Origin of the sequence: Kitasatospora sp. NPDC048715, assembly GCF_043198905.1 — a bacterium.
Classification (GTDB): Bacteria; Actinomycetota; Actinomycetes; order Streptomycetales; family Streptomycetaceae; genus Kitasatospora; species Kitasatospora lactacystinica.
This window is the reverse complement of record NZ_JBICVH010000001.1, coordinates 123,008-141,474: the sequence shown is the minus strand read 5'-3', so window position 1 is coordinate 141,474 and position 18,467 is coordinate 123,008. Positions and strand designations below refer to the sequence as shown.

15 protein-coding genes are annotated in these 18,467 nt (G+C 73.7%); 4 read left to right on the top strand and 11 right to left on the bottom strand.

The window, feature by feature from the left end:
• Positions 1–132 precede the first annotated feature (132 nt).
• Entirely contained in the window at positions 133–930 is a 798-nt protein-coding gene (locus ACGFSC_RS00685; protein WP_359897701.1) for a carbon-nitrogen family hydrolase, read from the bottom strand.
• A 174-nt stretch (positions 931–1,104) separates the two neighbouring features.
• On the opposite strand from ACGFSC_RS00685, the gene ACGFSC_RS00680 reads away from it, so the two are divergent.
• Positions 1,105–1,926 carry a maleylpyruvate isomerase family mycothiol-dependent enzyme gene (locus ACGFSC_RS00680; RefSeq protein WP_359897700.1) on the top strand — a complete coding sequence of 274 codons (822 nt, stop codon included), beginning with the start codon at positions 1,105–1,107 and terminating at the stop codon, positions 1,924–1,926.
• A gap of 48 nt (positions 1,927–1,974) precedes the next feature.
• On the opposite strand, the gene ACGFSC_RS00675 is transcribed toward ACGFSC_RS00680, so the two are convergent.
• Both ACGFSC_RS00675 and ACGFSC_RS00670 read right to left on the bottom strand, forming a co-directional pair.
• The gene (locus ACGFSC_RS00675; protein WP_380630649.1) at positions 1,975–3,336 is read right to left on the bottom strand and encodes a nitrate/nitrite transporter; all 1,362 of its coding nucleotides are present in this window, start codon (positions 3,334–3,336) and stop codon (positions 1,975–1,977) included.
• 82 nt (positions 3,337–3,418) lie between these two features.
• Complete coding sequence (locus ACGFSC_RS00670; protein ID WP_359897698.1) at positions 3,419–4,651, bottom strand: M64 family metallopeptidase; 1,233 nt, start codon at positions 4,649–4,651, stop codon at positions 3,419–3,421.
• Between the two features lie 364 nt (positions 4,652–5,015).
• Here ACGFSC_RS00670 and ACGFSC_RS00665 point away from each other — a divergent pair, with 364 nt between their 5' ends.
• Positions 5,016–5,948 (top strand): LAETG motif-containing sortase-dependent surface protein, encoded by a 933-nt coding sequence (locus ACGFSC_RS00665; protein WP_359897696.1) that lies wholly within the window; start codon positions 5,016–5,018, stop codon positions 5,946–5,948.
• A gap of 89 nt (positions 5,949–6,037) precedes the next feature.
• Here ACGFSC_RS00665 and ACGFSC_RS00660 read toward each other — a convergent pair whose 3' ends face one another.
• Genes ACGFSC_RS00660 through pdhA form a run of 3 tightly spaced genes read right to left on the bottom strand, consistent with a single transcriptional unit; the run spans position 6,038 to position 9,620 of the window.
• A complete protein-coding gene (locus ACGFSC_RS00660; protein ID WP_359897695.1) occupies positions 6,038–7,477 on the bottom strand; it encodes a dihydrolipoamide acetyltransferase family protein in 1,440 nt (479 codons plus the stop codon).
• A gap of 14 nt (positions 7,478–7,491) precedes the next feature.
• A complete protein-coding gene (locus ACGFSC_RS00655; protein ID WP_380353395.1) occupies positions 7,492–8,466 on the bottom strand; it encodes an alpha-ketoacid dehydrogenase subunit beta in 975 nt (324 codons plus the stop codon).
• Positions 8,466–9,620 (bottom strand): pyruvate dehydrogenase (acetyl-transferring) E1 component subunit alpha, encoded by a 1,155-nt coding sequence (pdhA, locus tag ACGFSC_RS00650; protein WP_380353393.1) that lies wholly within the window; start codon positions 9,618–9,620, stop codon positions 8,466–8,468. Before pdhA ends, ACGFSC_RS00655 begins: the two co-directional genes overlap by 1 nt.
• 426 nt (positions 9,621–10,046) lie before the next feature.
• On the opposite strand from pdhA, the gene ACGFSC_RS00645 reads away from it, so the two are divergent.
• Positions 10,047–10,706, top strand: a complete 660-nt coding sequence (locus ACGFSC_RS00645; protein ID WP_359897693.1) for a response regulator transcription factor — start codon at positions 10,047–10,049, stop codon at positions 10,704–10,706.
• A 65-nt stretch (positions 10,707–10,771) separates the two neighbouring features.
• Positions 10,772–11,872, top strand: a complete 1,101-nt coding sequence (locus ACGFSC_RS00640) for a phosphotransferase (RefSeq protein ID WP_359897692.1) — start codon at positions 10,772–10,774, stop codon at positions 11,870–11,872.
• A 100-nt stretch (positions 11,873–11,972) separates the two neighbouring features.
• Here the strand turns inward: ACGFSC_RS00640 and ACGFSC_RS00635 are convergent, their stop codons facing one another.
• From ACGFSC_RS00635 to ACGFSC_RS00615, 5 genes are all read right to left on the bottom strand, one after another.
• A complete protein-coding gene (locus tag ACGFSC_RS00635; protein WP_359897691.1) occupies positions 11,973–13,685 on the bottom strand; it encodes a protein kinase in 1,713 nt (570 codons plus the stop codon).
• Positions 13,686–13,797: 112 nt separating this feature from the next.
• A complete protein-coding gene (locus tag ACGFSC_RS00630) occupies positions 13,798–15,234 on the bottom strand; it encodes a protein kinase (RefSeq protein WP_359897690.1) in 1,437 nt (478 codons plus the stop codon).
• 304 nt (positions 15,235–15,538) lie between these two features.
• The gene (locus tag ACGFSC_RS00625) at positions 15,539–16,153 is read right to left on the bottom strand and encodes a bacterial proteasome activator family protein (RefSeq protein WP_380353386.1); all 615 of its coding nucleotides are present in this window, start codon (positions 16,151–16,153) and stop codon (positions 15,539–15,541) included.
• A 352-nt stretch (positions 16,154–16,505) separates the two neighbouring features.
• A complete protein-coding gene (locus ACGFSC_RS00620; protein ID WP_359909435.1) occupies positions 16,506–17,318 on the bottom strand; it encodes a hypothetical protein in 813 nt (270 codons plus the stop codon).
• Positions 17,319–17,469: 151 nt separating this feature from the next.
• Positions 17,470–18,447, bottom strand: a complete 978-nt coding sequence (locus tag ACGFSC_RS00615; RefSeq protein ID WP_359909438.1) for an NAD(P)H-quinone oxidoreductase — start codon at positions 18,445–18,447, stop codon at positions 17,470–17,472.
• Between the last annotated feature and the right edge of the window lie 20 nt (positions 18,448–18,467).

Sequence of the window (18,467 nt, the reverse complement as noted above, 5' to 3'; positions counted from 1 at the left end):
GGGCGGCCTACCGTGCCGGCCCTCGTCCGGGCCGGCGGGGAACACGACGAGTGCTCATCTTCTCAAACCCGACCGACCCAGGTACGAACCAACCCTCCGGAACGCCGTCCCCGGCGCCCCGCCCACCCCCGCTCAGCGCTGGACCGGCGCCGGAATCCCCAGCAGGCGGTCCCGCAGCACCGGGAACTCCGCGCGCGCCTTCGCCACCTCGGCCGGATCGAACTCGACCGTCAGGACCTCCTCGCCCGCCCCCGCCTCGGCCAGCACCCGGCCCCACGGGTCCACCACGATGCTGTGCCCGGCCTGCTCGACCCCGGCGTGCGTCCCGGCGGTGTTGCAGGCCAGCACGAAGGCCTGCTCCTCCACCGCCCGGGCCCGGGCCAGCAGCGTCCAGTGCTCGCGCCGCCGGGCGGGCCAGGCCGCCGGCACCACCAGCAGCTGCGCCCCGGCGTCCAGCAGCGCCCGGAACAGCTCCGGGAAGCGCAGGTCGTAGCAGGTGGCCAGGCCCAGCGTGGCGAAGTCGGTGGGCGCGGTGACGATCTCCTGCCCGGCGCCCATCACCACCGCCTCGCCGCTGTCGAAGCCGAAGCGGTGGATCTTGCGGTACGTGTGCACCAGCTCGCCGTCCGGGGAGAACAGCAGCGAGGTGTTGTAGATCGGCCCGTCCGGATCGCGTTCGACGACCGAACCGGCGTGCAGCCAGACCCCGGCGGCCCGCGCGGCGGCCGACATCGCGTCCGAGGTGGGCCCGTCCAGCGTCTCCGCACCGTCCGACCAGAGGTCGTAGGCGAAGCCGCCGAGCGGCCACAGCTCCGGGAGCACCACCAGGTCGGCGCCCTGCTGTGCCCGTACCAGGGCCGCCGCCCGAGCCCTCCGCTCGGCGGGCGGCTCCTCGTCGGAGACCGCGAGTTGGATCAATGAAGCGCGCACAGTACCACCGTCCACGGCAAGAGACCTACGATCGTCACCCGAAAGCGCTGCCCAGCTGTCTCCCGGCAGCGTAACGTGCGGTTAGCGTGCGCGCCCGGAAAGCCGGACCATCCCGGTCGGCCGTGACGGCGGGGCGCAGGCGGCAAGGAAGCTGACGGAGGGCCGGAGATTCCCGTGACGGACAACCAGACCGTGCAGGCTTACACCGAGGCGTGGACCCAGACCATCGAGTCCATATCGGAGCTGGTCGCCCCCCTTCCCGAGGGCTCCTGGAACCGGGCCACCGAGTGCCCCGGCTGGTCCGTCCGCGACGTCGTCTCGCACGTGATCGCGGTCGAGTCCGACCTGCTCGGCGACCCGCGCCCGATCCACTCGCTGCCGCGTGACCTCCGTCACGTCACCACCGAGTTCGCCCGCTACGTCGAGCTGCCGGTCGACAAGCGCCGCTGCCACACCGCGCTGGAGATGACCGGCGAGCTGGAGTACACGATCATCCGCCGCTCCCGGGCGCTGCGGAACGCCAAGCAGACGCCCGAGGAGCCGGTGCGCTGGCCGGCCGGGCCGCTGGCCAGGGACGTCCCGTACCACGAGCTGCTGCGGATGCGGGCCTTCGACGTCTGGGTGCACGAGCAGGACCTGCGCCGGGCCCTGGAGACCCCGGGCAACCTGGACGCCCCGGCCGCGCTGATCACCCGGGACCTGCTGCTGGAGCTGCTGCCCAAGGCCGTCGCCAACAAGGCCGGGGCCCCGGCCGGGACGGCCCTGGTGCTGGACGTCACCGGCCCGGTGGAGTTCCTGCGCACCGTCCGGGTGGACGCCACCGGCCACTGCACCGTGGACGAGTCGATCAGCCTGGCCCCCGACGTCCAGCTCACCATGGACTGGGAGACCTACCTGCGGCTCGCCTGCGGCCGCGGCCGGCCCGGCCCGGTCTCCGTCGAGGGCGACCGGGAGCTGGCCGAGCGGGTGCTGGCCAACTTCTCGGTCACCATCTGAGGCCCGGGGCCGTACGGTCCGTCGCCCGGGGCCCGTCCGGCCCCGGGCTCAGCCCGCCTGCGCCGCGACCTTCCGGCGCAGCCGCAGGATCATCGCCGTGCCCACCGCCAGCGGGACGTACTGCCAGCAGAACGCCCAGCGGAAGGCGGTGGCCGAGTACGACCCGGCGCCGTCCGGGGAGAGCGCGTCCAGCAGCACGCCGATGCCGAACAGGGTGATCATCGTGCCGATGAAGCCGCCCATGTTGACGATCCCCGAGGCGGTGCCGAGCCGCTCCGCGGGGTTGCGGGAGCGCGCGTAGTCCAGGCCGACCAGCGAGGCCGGGCCGTTGCTGCCCATCACCAGGATGATCCCGACCAGCAGCCAGACCGGCGGGTGGCCGCCGGGCCAGGCCAGCACCAGCGCCCAGCCGAGCGCGGTGGTCGCGACGACGGTCAGCACGATCGGCATCCGGGCCCGCGCCGAGACGGAGAGCAGCCGGCCGAAGACGAAGCCGAAGGTCATGTTGCTGAGCACCAGCAGCGTCAGCAGCCCGCCGGCCCCGGCCCGGGACATCCCCTGGGCCTGCACCAGGTAGGGCAGGCCCCAGAGCAGGCCGAAGGCGTTGCCGGGGAACTGGGTGGTGAAGTGGATCCAGAGCCCGAGCCGGGTGCCCGGCTCCCGCCAGCAGGCGAGGACCTGCCGGCCGACCTTCGGCCGCGCCGCGGCCGCCCCGGGCCGGACGACGGCCTCCTGGTGGGGCGCGTCCCGCAGGAGGAACGCGACCGGCGCGAACACCACCGCGCCCAGCAGCGCGATCGCGGTGAAGGTGGGCGTCCAGCCCTCGCTGTGCAGCGCCCTGGCGAGCACCACGGTGGTGACCAGGTTGCCGCCCATCCCGGCCAGGCCGGTCAGCTGGGCCACGAACGGGTTCCGGGCCGCCGGGAACCACCGGGCGGCGATCCGCAGCACGCTGATGAAGGTCATCGCGTCGCCGCAGCCGAGCACCGCGCGGGAGGCCAGCGCGGGGCCGAAGTCGGAGCTGAACGCGAAGGCCAGCTGACCGGCGCTCAGCAGTACGACGCCGGACAGCAGCACCCGGCGCGGCCCGTACCGGTCGACCAGCAGGCCGACCGGGATCTGCATGGCCGCGTAGACCAGCACCTGGAGGATCGAGAAGGTGGAGAGCGCCGAGGCGCCGATGCCGAAGCGGTCGGCGGCGTCCAGTCCGGCCACCCCGAGGCTGGTGCGGTGGATGACGGCCAGGATGTAGACACTGACCCCGATGGACCAGGCGAGCCAGGCCGCCCGGCCGCCGGGCGGCGCGGACGCGAGCACGGACGCCGGCGCGGAAACGGGCGCGGCCGGGGGGTCGGCGATGAGCCGGGGAGCGGGGACGGACGGGGACGGGGCTGGGCGAGCGGGCTCCACGGTCATAGTCCGACCAGATTAGTCATCCCATGATGGGACGCTCTGACCCGGGGGCGCGCGACCGGCCCCAGCCGGCAATCGGTCAGCCGGTCAGCGTCCAGGACACCGAGCGGGTCATGGAGCGCTCCCGGAAGGCCTCGTCCCGCACCCAGTCGGTGGTGTCCCGGACGGTCGCCGTCACGGTGGCCGTCCGGCCCGGGGCCAGCTCCAGCCGGGCGGTGTCCAGCCAGGAGCCGTCGGCGGACTGCGGGGCCACCGGGACGCCGTCCACCTTCCATTCCACCTTCAGCTGCCGCGGGCCGGTCAGCGGCAGCGGCCGGACGTCGAGCCGGGGCCGCCCGGACACCTCGCCGGGAGCCGGCACCGGGGCGTCGGTCGGCCGGACCCTGCGGTACAGCTCCTCGATGATCGCCTCGCGCGAGGGGAGGTTGTACGCGCTGCCCAGGGTGCGCATCACCGAGTCCGGGGTGGGCCGGTAGAGGCCGTTGGCGCTGCGGTACGCCCCGATCACGCCGGCCCCGTCCGGGGACTCGGCGCCCAGCCAGCGCCACCACTTGGTCTGCTTCCTGCGCATGTCGTCGGCGTTGAGGGTGGCGAGGTTCGGGTAGTCGGCGTCGTCCGGGGCGCTGTCGTACTCGTCTCCGAGATCCCCCACGGTGTGCCCGATCTCGTGCTGGATGATCCGCCCGGCGTCCGGGCTGCCGCCCGCCAGGGTGGTCACCCCGGTGCCGCCGGCGCCGCCGTACTCGGTGGAGTTGGCCAGCGCTATCAGGTACTGCGGCCCCGCGCCGTTGCCCGCGTAGCGGGCGGTGGCGGACTCGTCGGCGCAGAGCAGCCGGGCGGTGCCCTCGCACCAGAAGTGCATGCCGAGCGGGGTGGCGGTCCTGCGGCCGCGGCTCTCGGACTCGGCGATCCCGGAGACCGGGGAGACCACCTCGACCCGCCTGATGTTGAAGAAGCCCTGGTAGGTGCGGAAGGGCTCGATGTCCATCAGCGCGTGCCAGGCCTTGTCGGCCTGCTGCCGGAAGAGCTCCTGCTCGTCGGCCGTGTAGCCGTCGCCGATCAGCACCAGGGTGATCCGGTTGGCCGGGTCCCCGGTGCGGCGTATGTCGACCGTCGGGGCGGCCGCGGATATCCGCTGGTCGGCCTGGAGGGCCGTGTGCGGCGGCACCGCGCGGTCGGCCGGGGCACCCGGACCGATCACGCCGAACGGCGGGGGGCCGGTCAGTTCCAGGGCGGCCGGGAGGGCGGCGGCGGACACCAGCACGAGTGCGGCCAGACTCCGGACGAGACGGCCAGGGTTGCCAGGCGGCATACGGGTGCGTCCTCCGGGAGCCGGTCGCCCGGTGTCGCCCGGGTGATGGAGCGGAGACGTACCCGGGCGGCCGGGACTCCCCTATCCGGCCGCGAAAAAGTCACCGACCTGGCCGAACGATCCGCACATTTCGGATCATCCAGGTCATACCAACCATTCCTCGGGCCGTCCTCGGGACCCGCCGGAGAAGCCCGAAAAAATTTCGGAACCCGTCTGCAACCCCCCGCGGGGATGCGCGTCTATACGGATGAAGGCACGGAGAGCGAGACCGGCGGAGCCGGGGGGCGCTTCCGCTCACGAGGAGCGGAGCCGGTCGTCTTCACCCATTCACACCATCAGCACGTCGACCCTGGGGACTCACGTCATGCGCATGCCCGTTATCACCCGTTTTGCGAAGAACGACCGCGCGCTCTCCGGCCGCCGCCGCATCGCCACCGTCGCCGCCACCGTCGTCCTCGCCGGCGGCGTCCAGTTCCTCGCCACCGACACCGCCTGGGCCTGCGGCGACCACCGGCTCGGCGGCGCGTACGAGGCCCCGACCAACGTGCCCGGGCTCTCCCCCGACACCGCCATCACCTCGGCCAGGTCCTCGGTGGTCGCGGACGGCAGCTGGAACGAGGTCTCCCTCAAGGTCACCAACAAGGGCGCCGAGGACGCCCACGGCATGGAGCCCTTCCTCGGCCTCGTCACCCCGGGCCCGGGCGCCGCGGCCCGCCTCAAGGACGTCAGGATCCAGTACCTGGACTACACCGGCGCCTGGAAGAACCTCCAGCTGCAGGACGGCTGCATGCGCTCCGTCGAGGTCACCGGCTCCCAGCGCCAGCGCATGGCCGCCAACAGCTCCGCGACCTTCAAGTTCCGCTACTCGCTGGCCGCCGCCACCCCCGCCGGCGTGACCGCGGTCAACCTGTTCGCCTCGGCGGAGATGGCCGGTTCCCAGGGCGCCGGCAGCTCGGCCTTCAAGACGGTCAAGGTGACCCACCCCCAGGGCACCGCCACTGCCAAGCCGACCACCACTGCCAAGCCGACCACCCCGGCCAAGCCCAAGCCCGCGCCCACCAAGGACGCGCCCGCCAAGGCCGCCGAGCCCGCCGTCGACCGGACCGGGGACACCGCCCCCGCCACCCAGGCCCCGAAGGCGTCGGCCCCGGCCACCACCGCCCCCGCGGGCACCCCCGAGCTGGCCCAGACCGGCTCCTCCTCCAGCAACACCTTCCTCGCCCTCGGCTCCGCCCTCCTCCTCGCCCTCGGAGCGGGCGTCCTGGTCGCCGTCCGTCGACTCCGTCCCCAGCGCTAGTCGACGGGCGGTACACCGAAGGGGCCCTCCTCCGCACGGCGGTGCGGAGGAGGGCCCCTTTTTCGGTTTCTTCGTTTTCTTCGGTTCCGTCAGCCCCAGGTGATCAGGCGCTTCGGGCGCTCCAGCAGCCCGGCCACGTCGGCCAGCACCTTGGAGCCCAGCTCCCCGTCCACCAGGCGGTGGTCGAAGGAGAGCGCCAGCGTGGTCACCTGACGCGGGACCACCTTGCCCTTGTGCACCCACGGCAGTTCCCGGACCGCCCCGAAGGCCAGGATGGCGGCCTCGCCCGGGTTGAGGATCGGGGTGCCGGTGTCGACGCCGAAGACGCCGACGTTGGTGATGGTGACCGTCCCGCCCTGCATGTCGGCCGGCGAGGTCTTGCCCTGACGGGCGGTCTCGACCAGTTCGCCGAGCGAAGCGGCCAGCCCGGCGAGGGTCCTGGACCCGGCGTCCTTGATGTTCGGAACGATCAGGCCGCGCGGGGTGGCCGCGGCGATGCCGAGGTTCACCTGGCCCTTGAGGACGATCTCCTGGGCCGCCTCGTCCCACTGCGCGTTGATCCCGGGGTGCCGCTTGATCGCGGTGAGCAGCGCCTTCGCGACGATCAGCAGCGGGCTGACCCGGACGTCCCGGCCCAGCTCCCCGCTCTCCTTGAGCCGGCGGACGAACTTCATCGTGCGGGTCACGTCGACCTGCACGAACTCAGTGACGTGCGGGGCGGTGAAGGCCGAGGCCACCATCGCCTGCGCGGTCGCCTTGCGGACGCCCTTGATCGGCACCCGGACGTCGCCCGCGGCGGGCACCGGCACCTGCGGCGCGGCCGGCTCGGCCACGGCCGTTCCGGCGACCTCCGCCACCGCGGCGGCCGGAGCCGCCGGAGCGGCCTGAGCGGCGGCGTGGGCGTGCACGTCCTCGCGGGTGATCACGCCGTCCCGGCCGGTCGGGGTGACCGCGCGCAGGTCGACGCCGAGGTCCTTGGCCAGCTTGCGCACCGGCGGCTTGGCCAACGGGCGCTCCCCGCCGGGCACTTCGGCGACCGGCACGGGCGCCGCGGGAGCCGGGGCGGCGACCGGGGCCGGAGCGGCCGCCGGAGCCGGCGTGGTCGCGGCGACCCTGGTGGTGGTCGTCCGCCGCGCCCGGCGCTGGGCGGTGCCGGTGCGCGGGCCGTACCCGACCAGCACCTCGCGCCGCTCGGGCTCGGCCTCCTCGGCCGGAGCCGGAGCCTGCGCCGGAGCCGCGGCGGGGGCGGCCGGAGCCGCGGCCCCCGCCTCCCCGGCGACCGCGATCGAGATGATCACGGTGCCGACGTCGACCGTGGCGCCCTCGGGGAAGTGCAGCTTCTCGACCACTCCGTTGAACGGGATGGGCAGCTCCACGGCCGCCTTGGCGGTCTCCACCTCGCAGACGACCTGCCCGTCGGTGACGGTGTCACCGGGCTTGACGTACCAGCTGAGGATCTCGGCCTCGGTGAGGCCCTCGCCCACGTCGGGCATCTTGAACTCGCGGAGCGAGCGAACTTCGGTGGTCATCTTCGCTCCCCGGTTCAGTACGCGAGCGCGCGGTCGACGGCGTCGAGCACGCGGTCCAGGTCGGGCAGGAAGGCCTCCTCGACCCGGGACGGCGGGTACGGCGCGTGGTAGCCGCCGACCCGCAGGACCGGTGCCTCCAGGTGGTAGAAGCACTTCTCGGTCAGCCGGGCGGCCAGCTCGGCGCCCATGCCCAGAAAGACCGGTGCCTCGTGCACCACGACGGCCCGACCGGTGCGCTTGACCGACTCCTCCAGGGCGGCGAAGTCCACCGGGGAGAGCGAGCGCAGGTCGACGACCTCCAGCCGGCGGCCGTCCTCCTCGGCGGCCGCGGCGGCCTCCAGGCAGACCTTGACCATCGGGCCGTACGCGATCAGCGTCGCGTCGGTGCCGGGCCGGACGATCCGGGCGTCGTGCAGGCCCAGGTCCGCGGCGTCGCCGACCTCGCCCTTGTCCCAGTAACGGCGCTTGGGCTCCAGGAAGATGACCGGGTCGTCGGACTCGATCGACTGCCGCAGCATCCAGTGCGCGTCGTGCGCGCTGGCCGGGGTGACCACGCGCAGACCGGCGGTGTGCGCGAAGTAGGCCTCGTGCGACTCGCTGTGGTGCTCGACCGCGCCGATGCCACCCGCGTAGGGGATGCGCACGGTGACCGGCAGCTTGACGTGGCCCAGCGCACGGGCGTGCATCTTGGCCAGCTGGGAGACGATCTGGTCGAAGGCCGGGTAGACGAAGCCGTCGAACTGGATCTCCACGACGGGACGGTAGCCGCGCAGCGCCAGACCGATCGCGGTGCCCATGATGCCGGACTCGGCGAGCGGGGTGTCGATCACCCGGTCCTCGCCGAAGTCCTTCTGGAGGCCGTCGGTGATCCGGAAGACGCCGCCGAGCTTGCCGATGTCCTCGCCCATCAGGAGGGTCTTCGGGTCGTTCTCCAGCGACTTGCGCAGCGCTCCGTTCAGCGCCTTGGCGATGCTCAGCTGACCGGCCATCAGTGGTTCTCCCCCGCCTCGAAGGAGGCCGCGTACTCGGCGTACTCGGCCCGTTCCTCATCGACCAGCGTGTGCGGCTCGCTGTACACGTGGTCGAAGATCAGGGTCGGGTCCGGGTCCGGCATGCCGCGCACGCCCTCGCGCACCCGCAGCCCCAGCTGCTCGCTCTCGGCGTCGACGGCGGCGAAGAACGCCTCGTCGGCCAGGCCCTCCTTCTCCAGGAGGGCGCGGAGCCGGCTGATCGGGTCCTTGGCCTTCCAGGCCTCGGTCTCCTCGGCGTGCCGGTAGCGGGTGGGGTCGTCGGACGTGGTGTGGGCACCCATCCGGTAGGTGAACGCCTCGATCAGCACCGGGCCGTTGCCGCTGCGGGCGTGGTCGAGCGCCCAGCGGGTGACCGCCAGGCAGGCCAGCACGTCGTTGCCGTCGACCCGGACGCCGGGGAAGCCGAAGCCGGAGGCGCGGCGGTACAGCGGGATCTTGGTCTGGGTGGTGGTGGGCTCGGAGATCGCCCACTGGTTGTTCTGGCAGAAGAAGACCACGGGCGCGTTGTAGACCGAGGCGAAGGTGAAGGCCTCGTTGACGTCGCCCTGGCTGGAGGCGCCGTCGCCGAAGTACGCGATCACCGCGTCGTCGGCGCCGTCCTTGGTGATGCCCATCGCGTAGCCGGTGGCGTGCAGGGCCTGCGCGCCGATCACGATGGTGTAGAGGTGGAAGTTCTTCTCGTTCGGGTCCCAGCCGCCGTGGTTCACGCCGCGGAACATGCCGAGCAGGTTCAGCGGGTCGACGTCGCGGCACCAGGCGACGCCGTGCTCGCGGTACGTGGGGAAGGCGTAGTCGCCGGGGCGCATGGCGCGGCCGGAGCCGACCTGGGCGGCCTCCTGGCCGAGCAGCGAGGCCCACAGGCCCAGCTCGCCCTGGCGCTGGAGCGCGGTGGCCTCGCCGTCGAACCGGCGCACCAGCACCAGGTCGCGGTAGAGGGCGAGCAGCTCCTCGGGAGTGGTGGTGAGGGGGTAGTCAGGGTGCTCGACCCGCTCGCCTTCCGGCGTGAGCAGCTGGACGAGCTCCGGCTGGGCGTCCTTGCCCTTGGCGCGGAGGGTGTCAGGGACGCCGGGGGCCGCCTTCTTGCGAGCCCTCGCCGTGCTTTTGACGGTCACGTTCACTCCTCGGTCTGTCCGGCCGCCCGGGGTCGCCGGTGACCGGTCCGGTCACCGCCTCGCGGGGCGCGCGTGGGTGTGCGCTCCCACTGCGGGGCAGGTGGTGATCCTGTTCCGACGGCGTCCCTCACGAGAACGTTACCCAGCGTCCGCCCTCGACGCGCTTGCGCTAGGACGTCCTACTTGTTCAGGGCCTACAACCCCGAGGGTGCCGCGATCGGCTCGCCGTCGGAAGGGTGGGGGTGACGGTCGGCGTGACGCAGCTCTCAATTCGAGCGCCTTCAGGACACCAGCGCACGTTATCCGGGCGGAAGCCCGTGCGTAAGGGGGTTCTCGGTATCGGTTTCGGACGGCTCTGGCCGGATCACGTCGTGACCGGGGTACGGGTGATAGGTCTTTCGTACGGTGGTATGGGAGGCTTTGGACGTGACTGATAACGGACAAATCAGGGTATTCCTGCTCGACGACCACGAGGTCGTCCGGCGGGGCGTGCACGATCTGCTCTCGGTCGAGGACGACATCGAGGTGGTCGGCGAGGCCGGCACGGCCGCCGAGGCGCTCACCCGGATCCCGGCGGTCCACCCGGACGTGGCGGTGCTCGACGTCCGGCTGCCGGACGGCAACGGGGTCGAGGTCTGCCGCGAGATCCGGTCCAGGCTGCCGGAGATCAAGTGCCTGATGCTGACCTCGTTCTCGGACGACGAGGCGCTGTTCGACTCGATCATGGCCGGCGCCTCCGGCTACGTGCTGAAGGCGATCCGCGGCACCGACCTGATCACCGCCGTCCGGGACGTCGCGGCCGGCCGCTCGCTGCTCGACCCGATCGCCACCAGCAGGGTGCTCGCCCGGCTGCGCGACGGCGGGGAGAAGGAGGACGAGCGGCTCGCCCAGCTCACGAAGCAGGAGCGGCGGATCCTGGATTTGATCGGCGAAGGTATGACAAATCGTCAGATCGGCAACGAGTTGCACCTGGCCGAGAAGACGGTGAAGAACTACGTCTCGAGTCTGCTCGCCAAGATGGGCATGGAGCGGCGCACCCAGGCAGCCGCCTTCGTGGCGCGGCACCAGGCCGACCACCAGTACTGACCGCACGACTGCACAGAACTGACGGCTTGTCAAGGGCCCCCGCAAGGGGGCCATAACCTCTGCACGTGACTTTCAGCCAGACCCTCGCCTGCGCCCCGGCCCGCCCCGACCTCTCCGCACCGCCGATGGGGACCCTCAGCCCACCCGTCCCGCTGGGCGCGCTCGCCGAGGTACTGGCCCGCTACCGGACAGGACGGCTGCTGACCGCCGAACCGGTCGCCGAGGGCCTGCTGAACCGGGGGTACCTGGTCACCACCGAGGCCGGTCCGTACTTCCTGAAGTGCTACGTCGACTCCGCCACCGCCAGCCGCCCGAAGATCGTCGCCCACCACCGCGCGATGGCCGCGCTGAACGCCCTCGGACTGCCCGTCGCACCCCCGCTGGCCTGCGCCGAACGGTCCGGCACGGTGGCCTCGTGGGGCGGCCGGCTGTTCGCGCTGTTCCCCTGGGTCGAGGGCCGGCACCGGCACGGCGGCGAGCTCGAACCGTCGCAGTGCGACGCGCTCGGCACGCTGCTCGGCCGGCTGCACGGCGCACTCGACGATGTCTGCGCCCCCCTCGAACAACCCGCCGGATACCGGAGCGCCGACGCCGTCGACAGCGCCGCCCTCGCCCACGACCTGCGGCGCCGCGCCCGCGAGCAGCACCCCGCCGGGGAGCTGGACGCCCTGGTGGTGGAACGGCTCACGGAACGGCTGGAACTGCTCGCCGAGCACGCCCACCGCCGCCCCGCCCCGGCGGCCGCGCCCCCCACCGGCTGGACCCACGGCGACTTCCACGGCCTCAACCTGCTGTACGACGACGGCCCGCGGGGCGGCCGGGTGACGGCCGTCCTGGACTGGGACAAGCTCGGCCCGCAGCCACGCGCCGAGGAGGCGGTCCGGGCCGCCACGCTGCTCTTCAACGACCGCTCGTCCGGCGTCCTCGACCTGGTCCGGGTCCGCCGCTACTCACAGGCCTACCGGGCCTCCGGCGCCGCCACCGCCGAGCACCTGGCCGCCGCCGTCCACCGGGTCTGGTGGGAGCGGCTGAACGACTTCTGGATGCTGCAGTGGCGCTACCAGCGGGCCGACCACCGGGCCGACCCGCTCTATCCCGCCTCCGCGGGGCAGCTGGCGTGGTGGTGCCAGGAGTACGAACAGGTCCTGGACGCCTTCGCCAACTGACCGCGTCCACCGGCCGGTCCGGCCGACCCGCGAGGTCGGCAGGACCGGTCGAGGCGGGTCAGCCGGTCTGCCGGTCGAGGCCCGTCGGTCGGTCGGCCGGTCAGCCGTTCCCGGGCTGCGCGGGCAGCGAGGGCGGCAACGTCACCGGCGGGTTCGTCTTGGTCGGCAGCGGGTTCGGCGGCGGCGTGTTGCCGCCCCCGCCGCCGGGCGTCGCGCCACCGGTCGTGGGCGCCGTCGAGGCGGGCGTCTGCGTGCGGCTCGCGGTCCCGGTCGGCGTCGGGGTCGGCGTGTGCTTGCCCCAGCCGGGCGACGGCGACATGTTGTTGCCGCTGTTCCCGGTGGTGTTCCCGGTGGTGTTGGGGTCGGTCGGCTGCTGCGGCTTCTTGCTGCCGGAGCCCGAGGTGGGCGGGGGCGTCAGGCCGCTCTGCACCGGCACGGGCGTGTCGCTGCTGGTGACCGCCGGGGGCTGCGTCGGGGACACCGTGGGGTCGATCCTGTCGTTGCCGCTGAGCGCGAAGGCGATGCCCGCACTGGCCGCGACCAGCACGGCGATCGCACCGGCCACCCAGGCCCACGGCCCGCGCCGCCGGCCGCCGCCGTCCTCCTCGCCCGCGCCGTCGCCGTACGGGCCGCCGGCCGCCGGATAGGGCGACGAGGGGGTGTGCGGGCCGCCCGTCGGGTACGGCAGCACGGAGGTCTGGTCGCCGGGGCCCACCGCGCCGAAGGCCGCGGTGGCCGCGGCCTGGTCCGGCCGGAGCACCTGGGTCGCGCCGGTGTCGCCCGCCGTCGCGCCCGCCCAGACGGCCCCGCCCGCGCCGTGCATCTCGCGCAGCGCGTGCTGCACGTGGGCTCGGAACTCGTCGGCGTCCTGGAAGCGGTCGTCCGGGTTCTTGGCGAGCGAGCGCAGCACCAGCGGGTCGAGCCCGGTCGGCACCCGGCCGTTGGCCTGCGAGGGCGGCAGCGGCGGGTCCTGGACGTGCTGGTAGACCACGGACAGCGGGGTGTCACCGGTGAACGGCGGGCGCAGCGTGAGCAGTTCGTAGAGCATGCAGCCGGCCGCGTACAGGTCCGAGCGGTGGTCGACCGGCTTGCCGAGCGCCTGCTCGGGCGAGAGGTACTGCGGGGTGCCCATGACCATGCCGGTCTGGGTCATCGTGGTCGCCCCGCCGGTGAGCGCCCGGGCGATGCCGAAGTCCATCACCTTGACCGCGCCGGCGTTGGTGATGCTCACGTTGGCGGGCTTGATGTCACGGTGGACGATGCCGTTGCGGTGGCTGTAGGCGAGCGCCTCCAGCACCCCGGCGATGATGATCAGCGCCTGGTCGACCGGCGGCGCCTCCTCGTCCGCCAGCAGCTCGCGGACGGTGCGGCCCTCGACCAGCTCCATCACGATGTACGGCGTGGACTCGTCCCCGACGTACTCCTCGCCGGTGTCGTAGACCGCGACGATCGAGTGGTGGTTGAGCGCGGCGACGGCGTGTGCCTCGCGGGTGAAGCGCAGCCGGGCGACGTCGTCCTGGGCCAGCTCGCCGCGCAGCAGCTTGACCGCGACGGTGCGGCCGAGCCGCACGTCCTCGGCGGCGAACACCTCGGCCATGCCGCCACGGCCGAGCCGGTAGGTCAGCCGGTAGCGGCCGTCGCCGACGGTGCTCAGCGGCACGGCGGTGCCGCGGCCCGGGGTCTGCGGACCGCCGAACGGCGGCAGCGCCGAGGTCTGGGCCTCGCTGCCGGGCTCGGGAATCCTCGGGGTCCCGCCGGTCCGGCCGACCGCTCGGACACCCGCGTCGTCGTCCGGCTGCTGCGTCTGTGCCATCGCTCCTCGCCCCGGGCGTTCGCTCGGATCGCGCTGCCCTGTCGCTTACGTATCCCCGAACGCTACCGCTTCCGGCGGACGGACGCGGCACCCCCGAACCGGCCGGAATCCGTCAGAGCAGGCCATTCCGGTCGGCGGGGAGGTCGACGACCAGCACGTTGGCGGGACGCTCCCCGTGGCTGTACTTGCCGCCGGTCTTCACGTCCGCCTTGTTGACCACGATGGCGATGATGATGCCCGCGAGCACCAGCACGCCGACGATGATCCCGATCACGACCACGGCCGTCGAGCAGCCGCCGCCGCTGGGCGCCTTGGGCTGCTGGTACGGCGGCATCGGCTGCGGCGGCGGGGTGTGCGCCTGCGGCGCGCCCTGCTGCAGGAACTGCGGGTGCGGGGTGTGCGGTGCCTGCGGACGCGGGGGCTGGAAGGCGGGCGGCGGGGTCTGGTACTGCTGCGGGAAGGGGTGCGGGGTCTGCGGCTGCGGCGTCGGGTACGCCGGCGGCGGGGTCCGGTACTGCTGCGGCCCGCCCTGCTGGAGGTACTGCGGCTGAGGCGTCTGCGGGTTGTGCGGCGCCTGCGGGGCCTGCGGGGCGGCGTGCACCGAGCGCGGACCCTCGTTGATCACCAGCGGGGTGCTGGCCTGCAGCCACTGCCCGTTGCCGCCGCCCTTGGCGGCCTCGATCAGCCGCTCCGCCTCGTCCCGCATCGCCGCCGCGCTCTGGAACCGGTGCGCCGGGTCCTTGCGCAGCGCCTGGGCGACGAAGGCGTCCACCTCGGGGGTGACCGAGCGGTTGAGGGTGGAGGGGGCCGGCGGCTCCTCCTGGACGTGCTTGTAGGCGATCGAGAACGCCGAGTCGCCGTCGAAGACCAGCTGCCCGGTGATCATCTCGAAGAGCATCACGCCGACCGAGTACAGGTCGGAGCGGGCGTCCACCGGCTTGCCGAGCGCCTGCTCGGGCGAGAGGTACTGCGGGGTGCCGACCACCATGCCGGTCTGGGTCATCGACGTGACGCCGGATTCCAGCGCACGGGCGATGCCGAAGTCCATGACCTTGACGTTGCCCTTGCGGTCGAACATGACGTTGCCGGGCTTGATGTCGCGGTGCACCAGGCCCATGTCGTGCGAGGCCTCCAGCGCGTTCAGCACGCCGATGGTGACCTTCAGGGCCTCCTCGGCCGGCATCGCGCCGTACTGGCCGATCGCCTCGTTGATCGCCTCGCGCAGACCCTTGCCGTCGATCAGCTGCATGACGATGTACGGCGTGCTGGAGCCGTCCGCGGCGACGTCCTCGCCGCTGTCGTACACCGTGACGATGTTGGGGTGCTCCAGCCGGGCCACGGCCTGGGCCTCGCGGCGGAACCGCTCCTTGAACGAGTCGTCCCGGCCCAGCTCGCTGTGCATGCTCTTCAGCGCGACCTGCCGGTCCAGCACGCGGTCGTGGGCGAGGTGCACGGAGGCCATGCCGCCCTCGCCCAGCAGCCGCTGCAGCACATAGCGGCCGTTGCCCAGCGAGAAGCCCTCGACCGCCGCGTTGCCGTGCTCGCTCATGGTCCTCTGCTCCCCCTCGGCGCGGGCGTGCTCGCCGCAGCCTGACGTTCGGTCTCGTCCGTGCGTGGTGGGCCCGGCCCGCTGGCCCGGCGGGCCCCTGTCGCGGCGGTTCCACCGGCCGGCGACAGGGGTCAGGGTATCGGCTCGCGCCGACGGTGATCGGCCCAGGGCCGGGGAGCGGTCCCGGGCCGCCGCCCCCCGGTCCCGGTGGCCGGGGCCGGGGCGGACCGTCGTGGTACGTCCGGTCCGGCGGCGGTCCGGGCGGACCGGCGGGTACCCGCCGGCGGGTACCCGCCGGTCGCGGCTACAGGTAGGGGCCGGAGCGGATGCCGCGGCCCGGTCCCGGCTCGTCCTCGTCCGACTCGCCGCTGTTCAGACCGGGCGGCAGTGCCCGCCGCATCTGCTCCAGCTGGGCCCGAGCCGCCATCTGCTGCGCGAACAGGGCCGTCTGGATGCCGTGGAAGAGGCCCTCCAGCCAGCCGACCAGCTGGGCCTGGGCGATCCGCAGCTCGGCCTCGGTCGGGATGGTGTCGTCGGTGAACGGCAGCGACAGCCGTTCCAGTTCGGCGACCAGCTCCGGGGCCAGTCCCAGTTCGAGCTCCTTGATCGAGCTCGCGTGGATGTCCTTCAACCGGGCCCGGCTCGCCTCGTCGAGGGGCGCCGCCCGGACCTCCTCCAGCAGCTGCTTGATCATGCTGCCGATGCGCATGACCTTGGCGGGCTGCTCGACCATCTCGGTCACCGGGAGCTCGCGCGGCACGTCGCCCTCGTCGTCCCCGTCCCCGACCGTGCCGGCGAACCCCTGGCCCACGGGCAGCCCGTCCGGTCCGACGATCAGCACCTTCTGGCCGTCCTGCGACTGCCCGCCGGCGGCCCGGAAGGGCTCCTGCGACGGGCGCTCGTTCATCGGATTCGTCATGAACAACATTCTCTCTCACTGGGGTTGGTCGGGCGGAAGCCCCCGGTCGTCCCGCCGTCCTGCGCCACCCGTGACGAAGGTACGCCCCCGGCCGCCGCACGGGAATCCGTACGGATACTCAGTTCCCGCTCCCCGGCCGCCGCGCGCCCGCCGACGGTGCCCCGGACCGGACCGCACCGGCCCGCCGCCGCGCGCCCGCCGGAATCCCGGCCCCGCACCGGGCGCGCCGCCCCCGGGAACGCTCCGGTTCCGCCCCTCAGCCCCGGAGCCGCCCGCCCGGACGCGGTCCCCTAGCCGTGGCACCAGCGCCGCGGGCACCCGCGCCACCGCACCCGGTCGCGGCACCGGCGCCTCAGCCCTTGCGCAGCCGCACGCCGACCAGTCCCAGGCCGCAGCCGATCAGCCCCAGACCGACGCCCAGCGGCAGCTGGGTGGTGGAGGCGTCCTGCCAGTGGACGGGGAAGATCGCGGGCACGGCGGCGACGGCCGCGACCGGCTGTCCGGCGGCAGTGGCGGCGTCCGCGGTGTCCACGGCGGCCGGGTCCGGGGCGGCGGCATCGCCGGGGGCCTCGCCCTCCGCCGCCTTCCCGTCGGTCTCCGGCGACTCGGCCTCGACGCCCTGCTCCGGGGCCTGCTCGGCGGCCCGGTCGGGGGCCTGCTCCGGATTCTGCTCCGGATTCTGTTCCGGGCCCTGCTCCGGAGCCTGCTCGACGGCCCGGTCGGCGGTCCGGTCCGGCGCCTGCTCCGGCGCCTGCTCCGGCGCTTGCTCGGGTGCCTGCTCGGGGGCCTGCTCCACGGCGGCGTCGGAGCGCTCGGGCAGCGAGGCCGGGTGGTGCCGGTGGGCCTGCGGGAGGTCGCCGTCCGGCTTCGGATGCGGGTGCGGCACCGGCCGCCGCCGCGGCGCGGCCACCGGCCCGGAGGTGTCCGGTTCCCCGCCCTGCCCGGCGCTCGCCCCCGCGTCCGGCGAGGGAGCCGCCTCCGGCGGGGACAGCACCGCGGACGAGGGCAGTGCCATCGCCGCCGAGGCGGCGGCCAGTGGGAGCGTGAGCCCCAGCACGGCCGCCGCGACCAGCCGCTGGACACGGCCCGGGGAGCGGCGGGAAGTACGACGGTGGTGCGGCGCGACGGGCAGCGGCCCGAGGGATGCGTGCGGTGATGCGGCCACGGTCGGAGTCCTTCCGACGGCCGACGGCGCCCGGGGGCGGGATCGGCGGCGGGACTGCTCCGGACCAGATTCGCACGCCCCCGGCGGTACGGCATTTCGGGCGATTTCACGCCCTGACCGGTGTCGCCGCGCCGCCGGGCCGCCCCCCTTCTCAGGCCCGCAGCACGACCTTCCCGACCTGCTCCCCGCGCTCCAGCACCCGGTGCGCCTCGGCCACGTCGGCCAGCGGCAGCACCCGGTCCACCACCGGCCGCACCACCCCGGACTCGACCAGCGGCCACACGTGCTCCCGCACCGCCGCCACGATCGCCGCCTTCTCCGCCAGCGGCCGCCCGCGCAGGTTGGTGGCGATCACCGCGCCGCGCTTGCGCAGCAGCGCGTTGAGGTCGAGCTCGCCCTTCACCCCGCCCTGGAGTCCGATGATCACCAGCCGCCCGTTGACCGCCAGCGCGTCCACGTTCCGCTGGAGGTACTTGGCGCCCATGATGTCCAGGATCACGTCCGCCCCGGCCCCGCCGGTGGCCTCCCGGAGCGCCTCGACGAAGTCCTGCTCGCGGTAGTCGATCAGGATGTCCGCGCCCAGCTCGGCGCAGCGCGCCAGCTTCTCCCGGCTGCCCGCCGTGACCGCGACCCGCGCGCCGACCGCCTTGGCCAGCTGGATCGCCATCGTGCCGATCCCGCTCGCGCCGCCGTGCAGCAGCACCGTCTCGCCGGGCCGCAGGTGCGCGGTGAGGAAGACGTTGGACCACACCGTGCAGGCGACCTCGGGCAGCGCCGCGGCCTGCTCGACGGACAGCCCCGCGGGCAGCGGCAGCAGCTGCCCGGTGGGCACCGCGACCAGCTGCGCGTAGCCGCCGCCGGACAGCAGGGCGCACACCTCGTCGCCGACCGCCCAGCCGGACACCCCGGGGCCGAGCGCGACGATCCGCCCGGCGCACTCCAGCCCCGGGTAGGGCGAGGCGCCGGGCGGCGGGTTGTAGAAGCCCTGCCGCTGGAGCAGGTCGGCGCGGTTGACGGCGGTGGCCGCCACTTCGACCAGGACCTCGCCCTCGGCGGGCACCGGGTCGGGCACCTCGGCCCACACCAGCGCCTCGGGACCTCCGGGTACGGGAATCGTCATCGCATGCATGCCCCGAACCTACTGCGGGG

What these genes read in the sequence shown, in the direction of transcription:
- ACGFSC_RS00670 (WP_359897698.1), bottom strand. Translation starts at nt 4,651, where the DNA reads ATGCCGCCTGGCAACCCTGGCCGTCTCGTCCGGAGTCTGGCCGCACTC.
- ACGFSC_RS00665 (WP_359897696.1), top strand. Translation starts at nt 5,016, where the DNA reads ATGCGCATGCCCGTTATCACCCGTTTTGCGAAGAACGACCGCGCGCTC.
- ACGFSC_RS00660 (WP_359897695.1), bottom strand. Translation starts at nt 7,477, where the DNA reads ATGACCACCGAAGTTCGCTCGCTCCGCGAGTTCAAGATGCCCGACGTG.
- ACGFSC_RS00655 (WP_380353395.1), bottom strand. Translation starts at nt 8,466, where the DNA reads ATGGCCGGTCAGCTGAGCATCGCCAAGGCGCTGAACGGAGCGCTGCGC.
- ACGFSC_RS00635 (WP_359897691.1), bottom strand. Translation starts at nt 13,685, where the DNA reads ATGGCACAGACGCAGCAGCCGGACGACGACGCGGGTGTCCGAGCGGTC.
- ACGFSC_RS00630 (WP_359897690.1), bottom strand. Translation starts at nt 15,234, where the DNA reads ATGAGCGAGCACGGCAACGCGGCGGTCGAGGGCTTCTCGCTGGGCAAC.
- ACGFSC_RS00625 (WP_380353386.1), bottom strand. Translation starts at nt 16,153, where the DNA reads ATGACGAATCCGATGAACGAGCGCCCGTCGCAGGAGCCCTTCCGGGCC.
- ACGFSC_RS00615 (WP_359909438.1), bottom strand. Translation starts at nt 18,447, where the DNA reads ATGCATGCGATGACGATTCCCGTACCCGGAGGTCCCGAGGCGCTGGTG.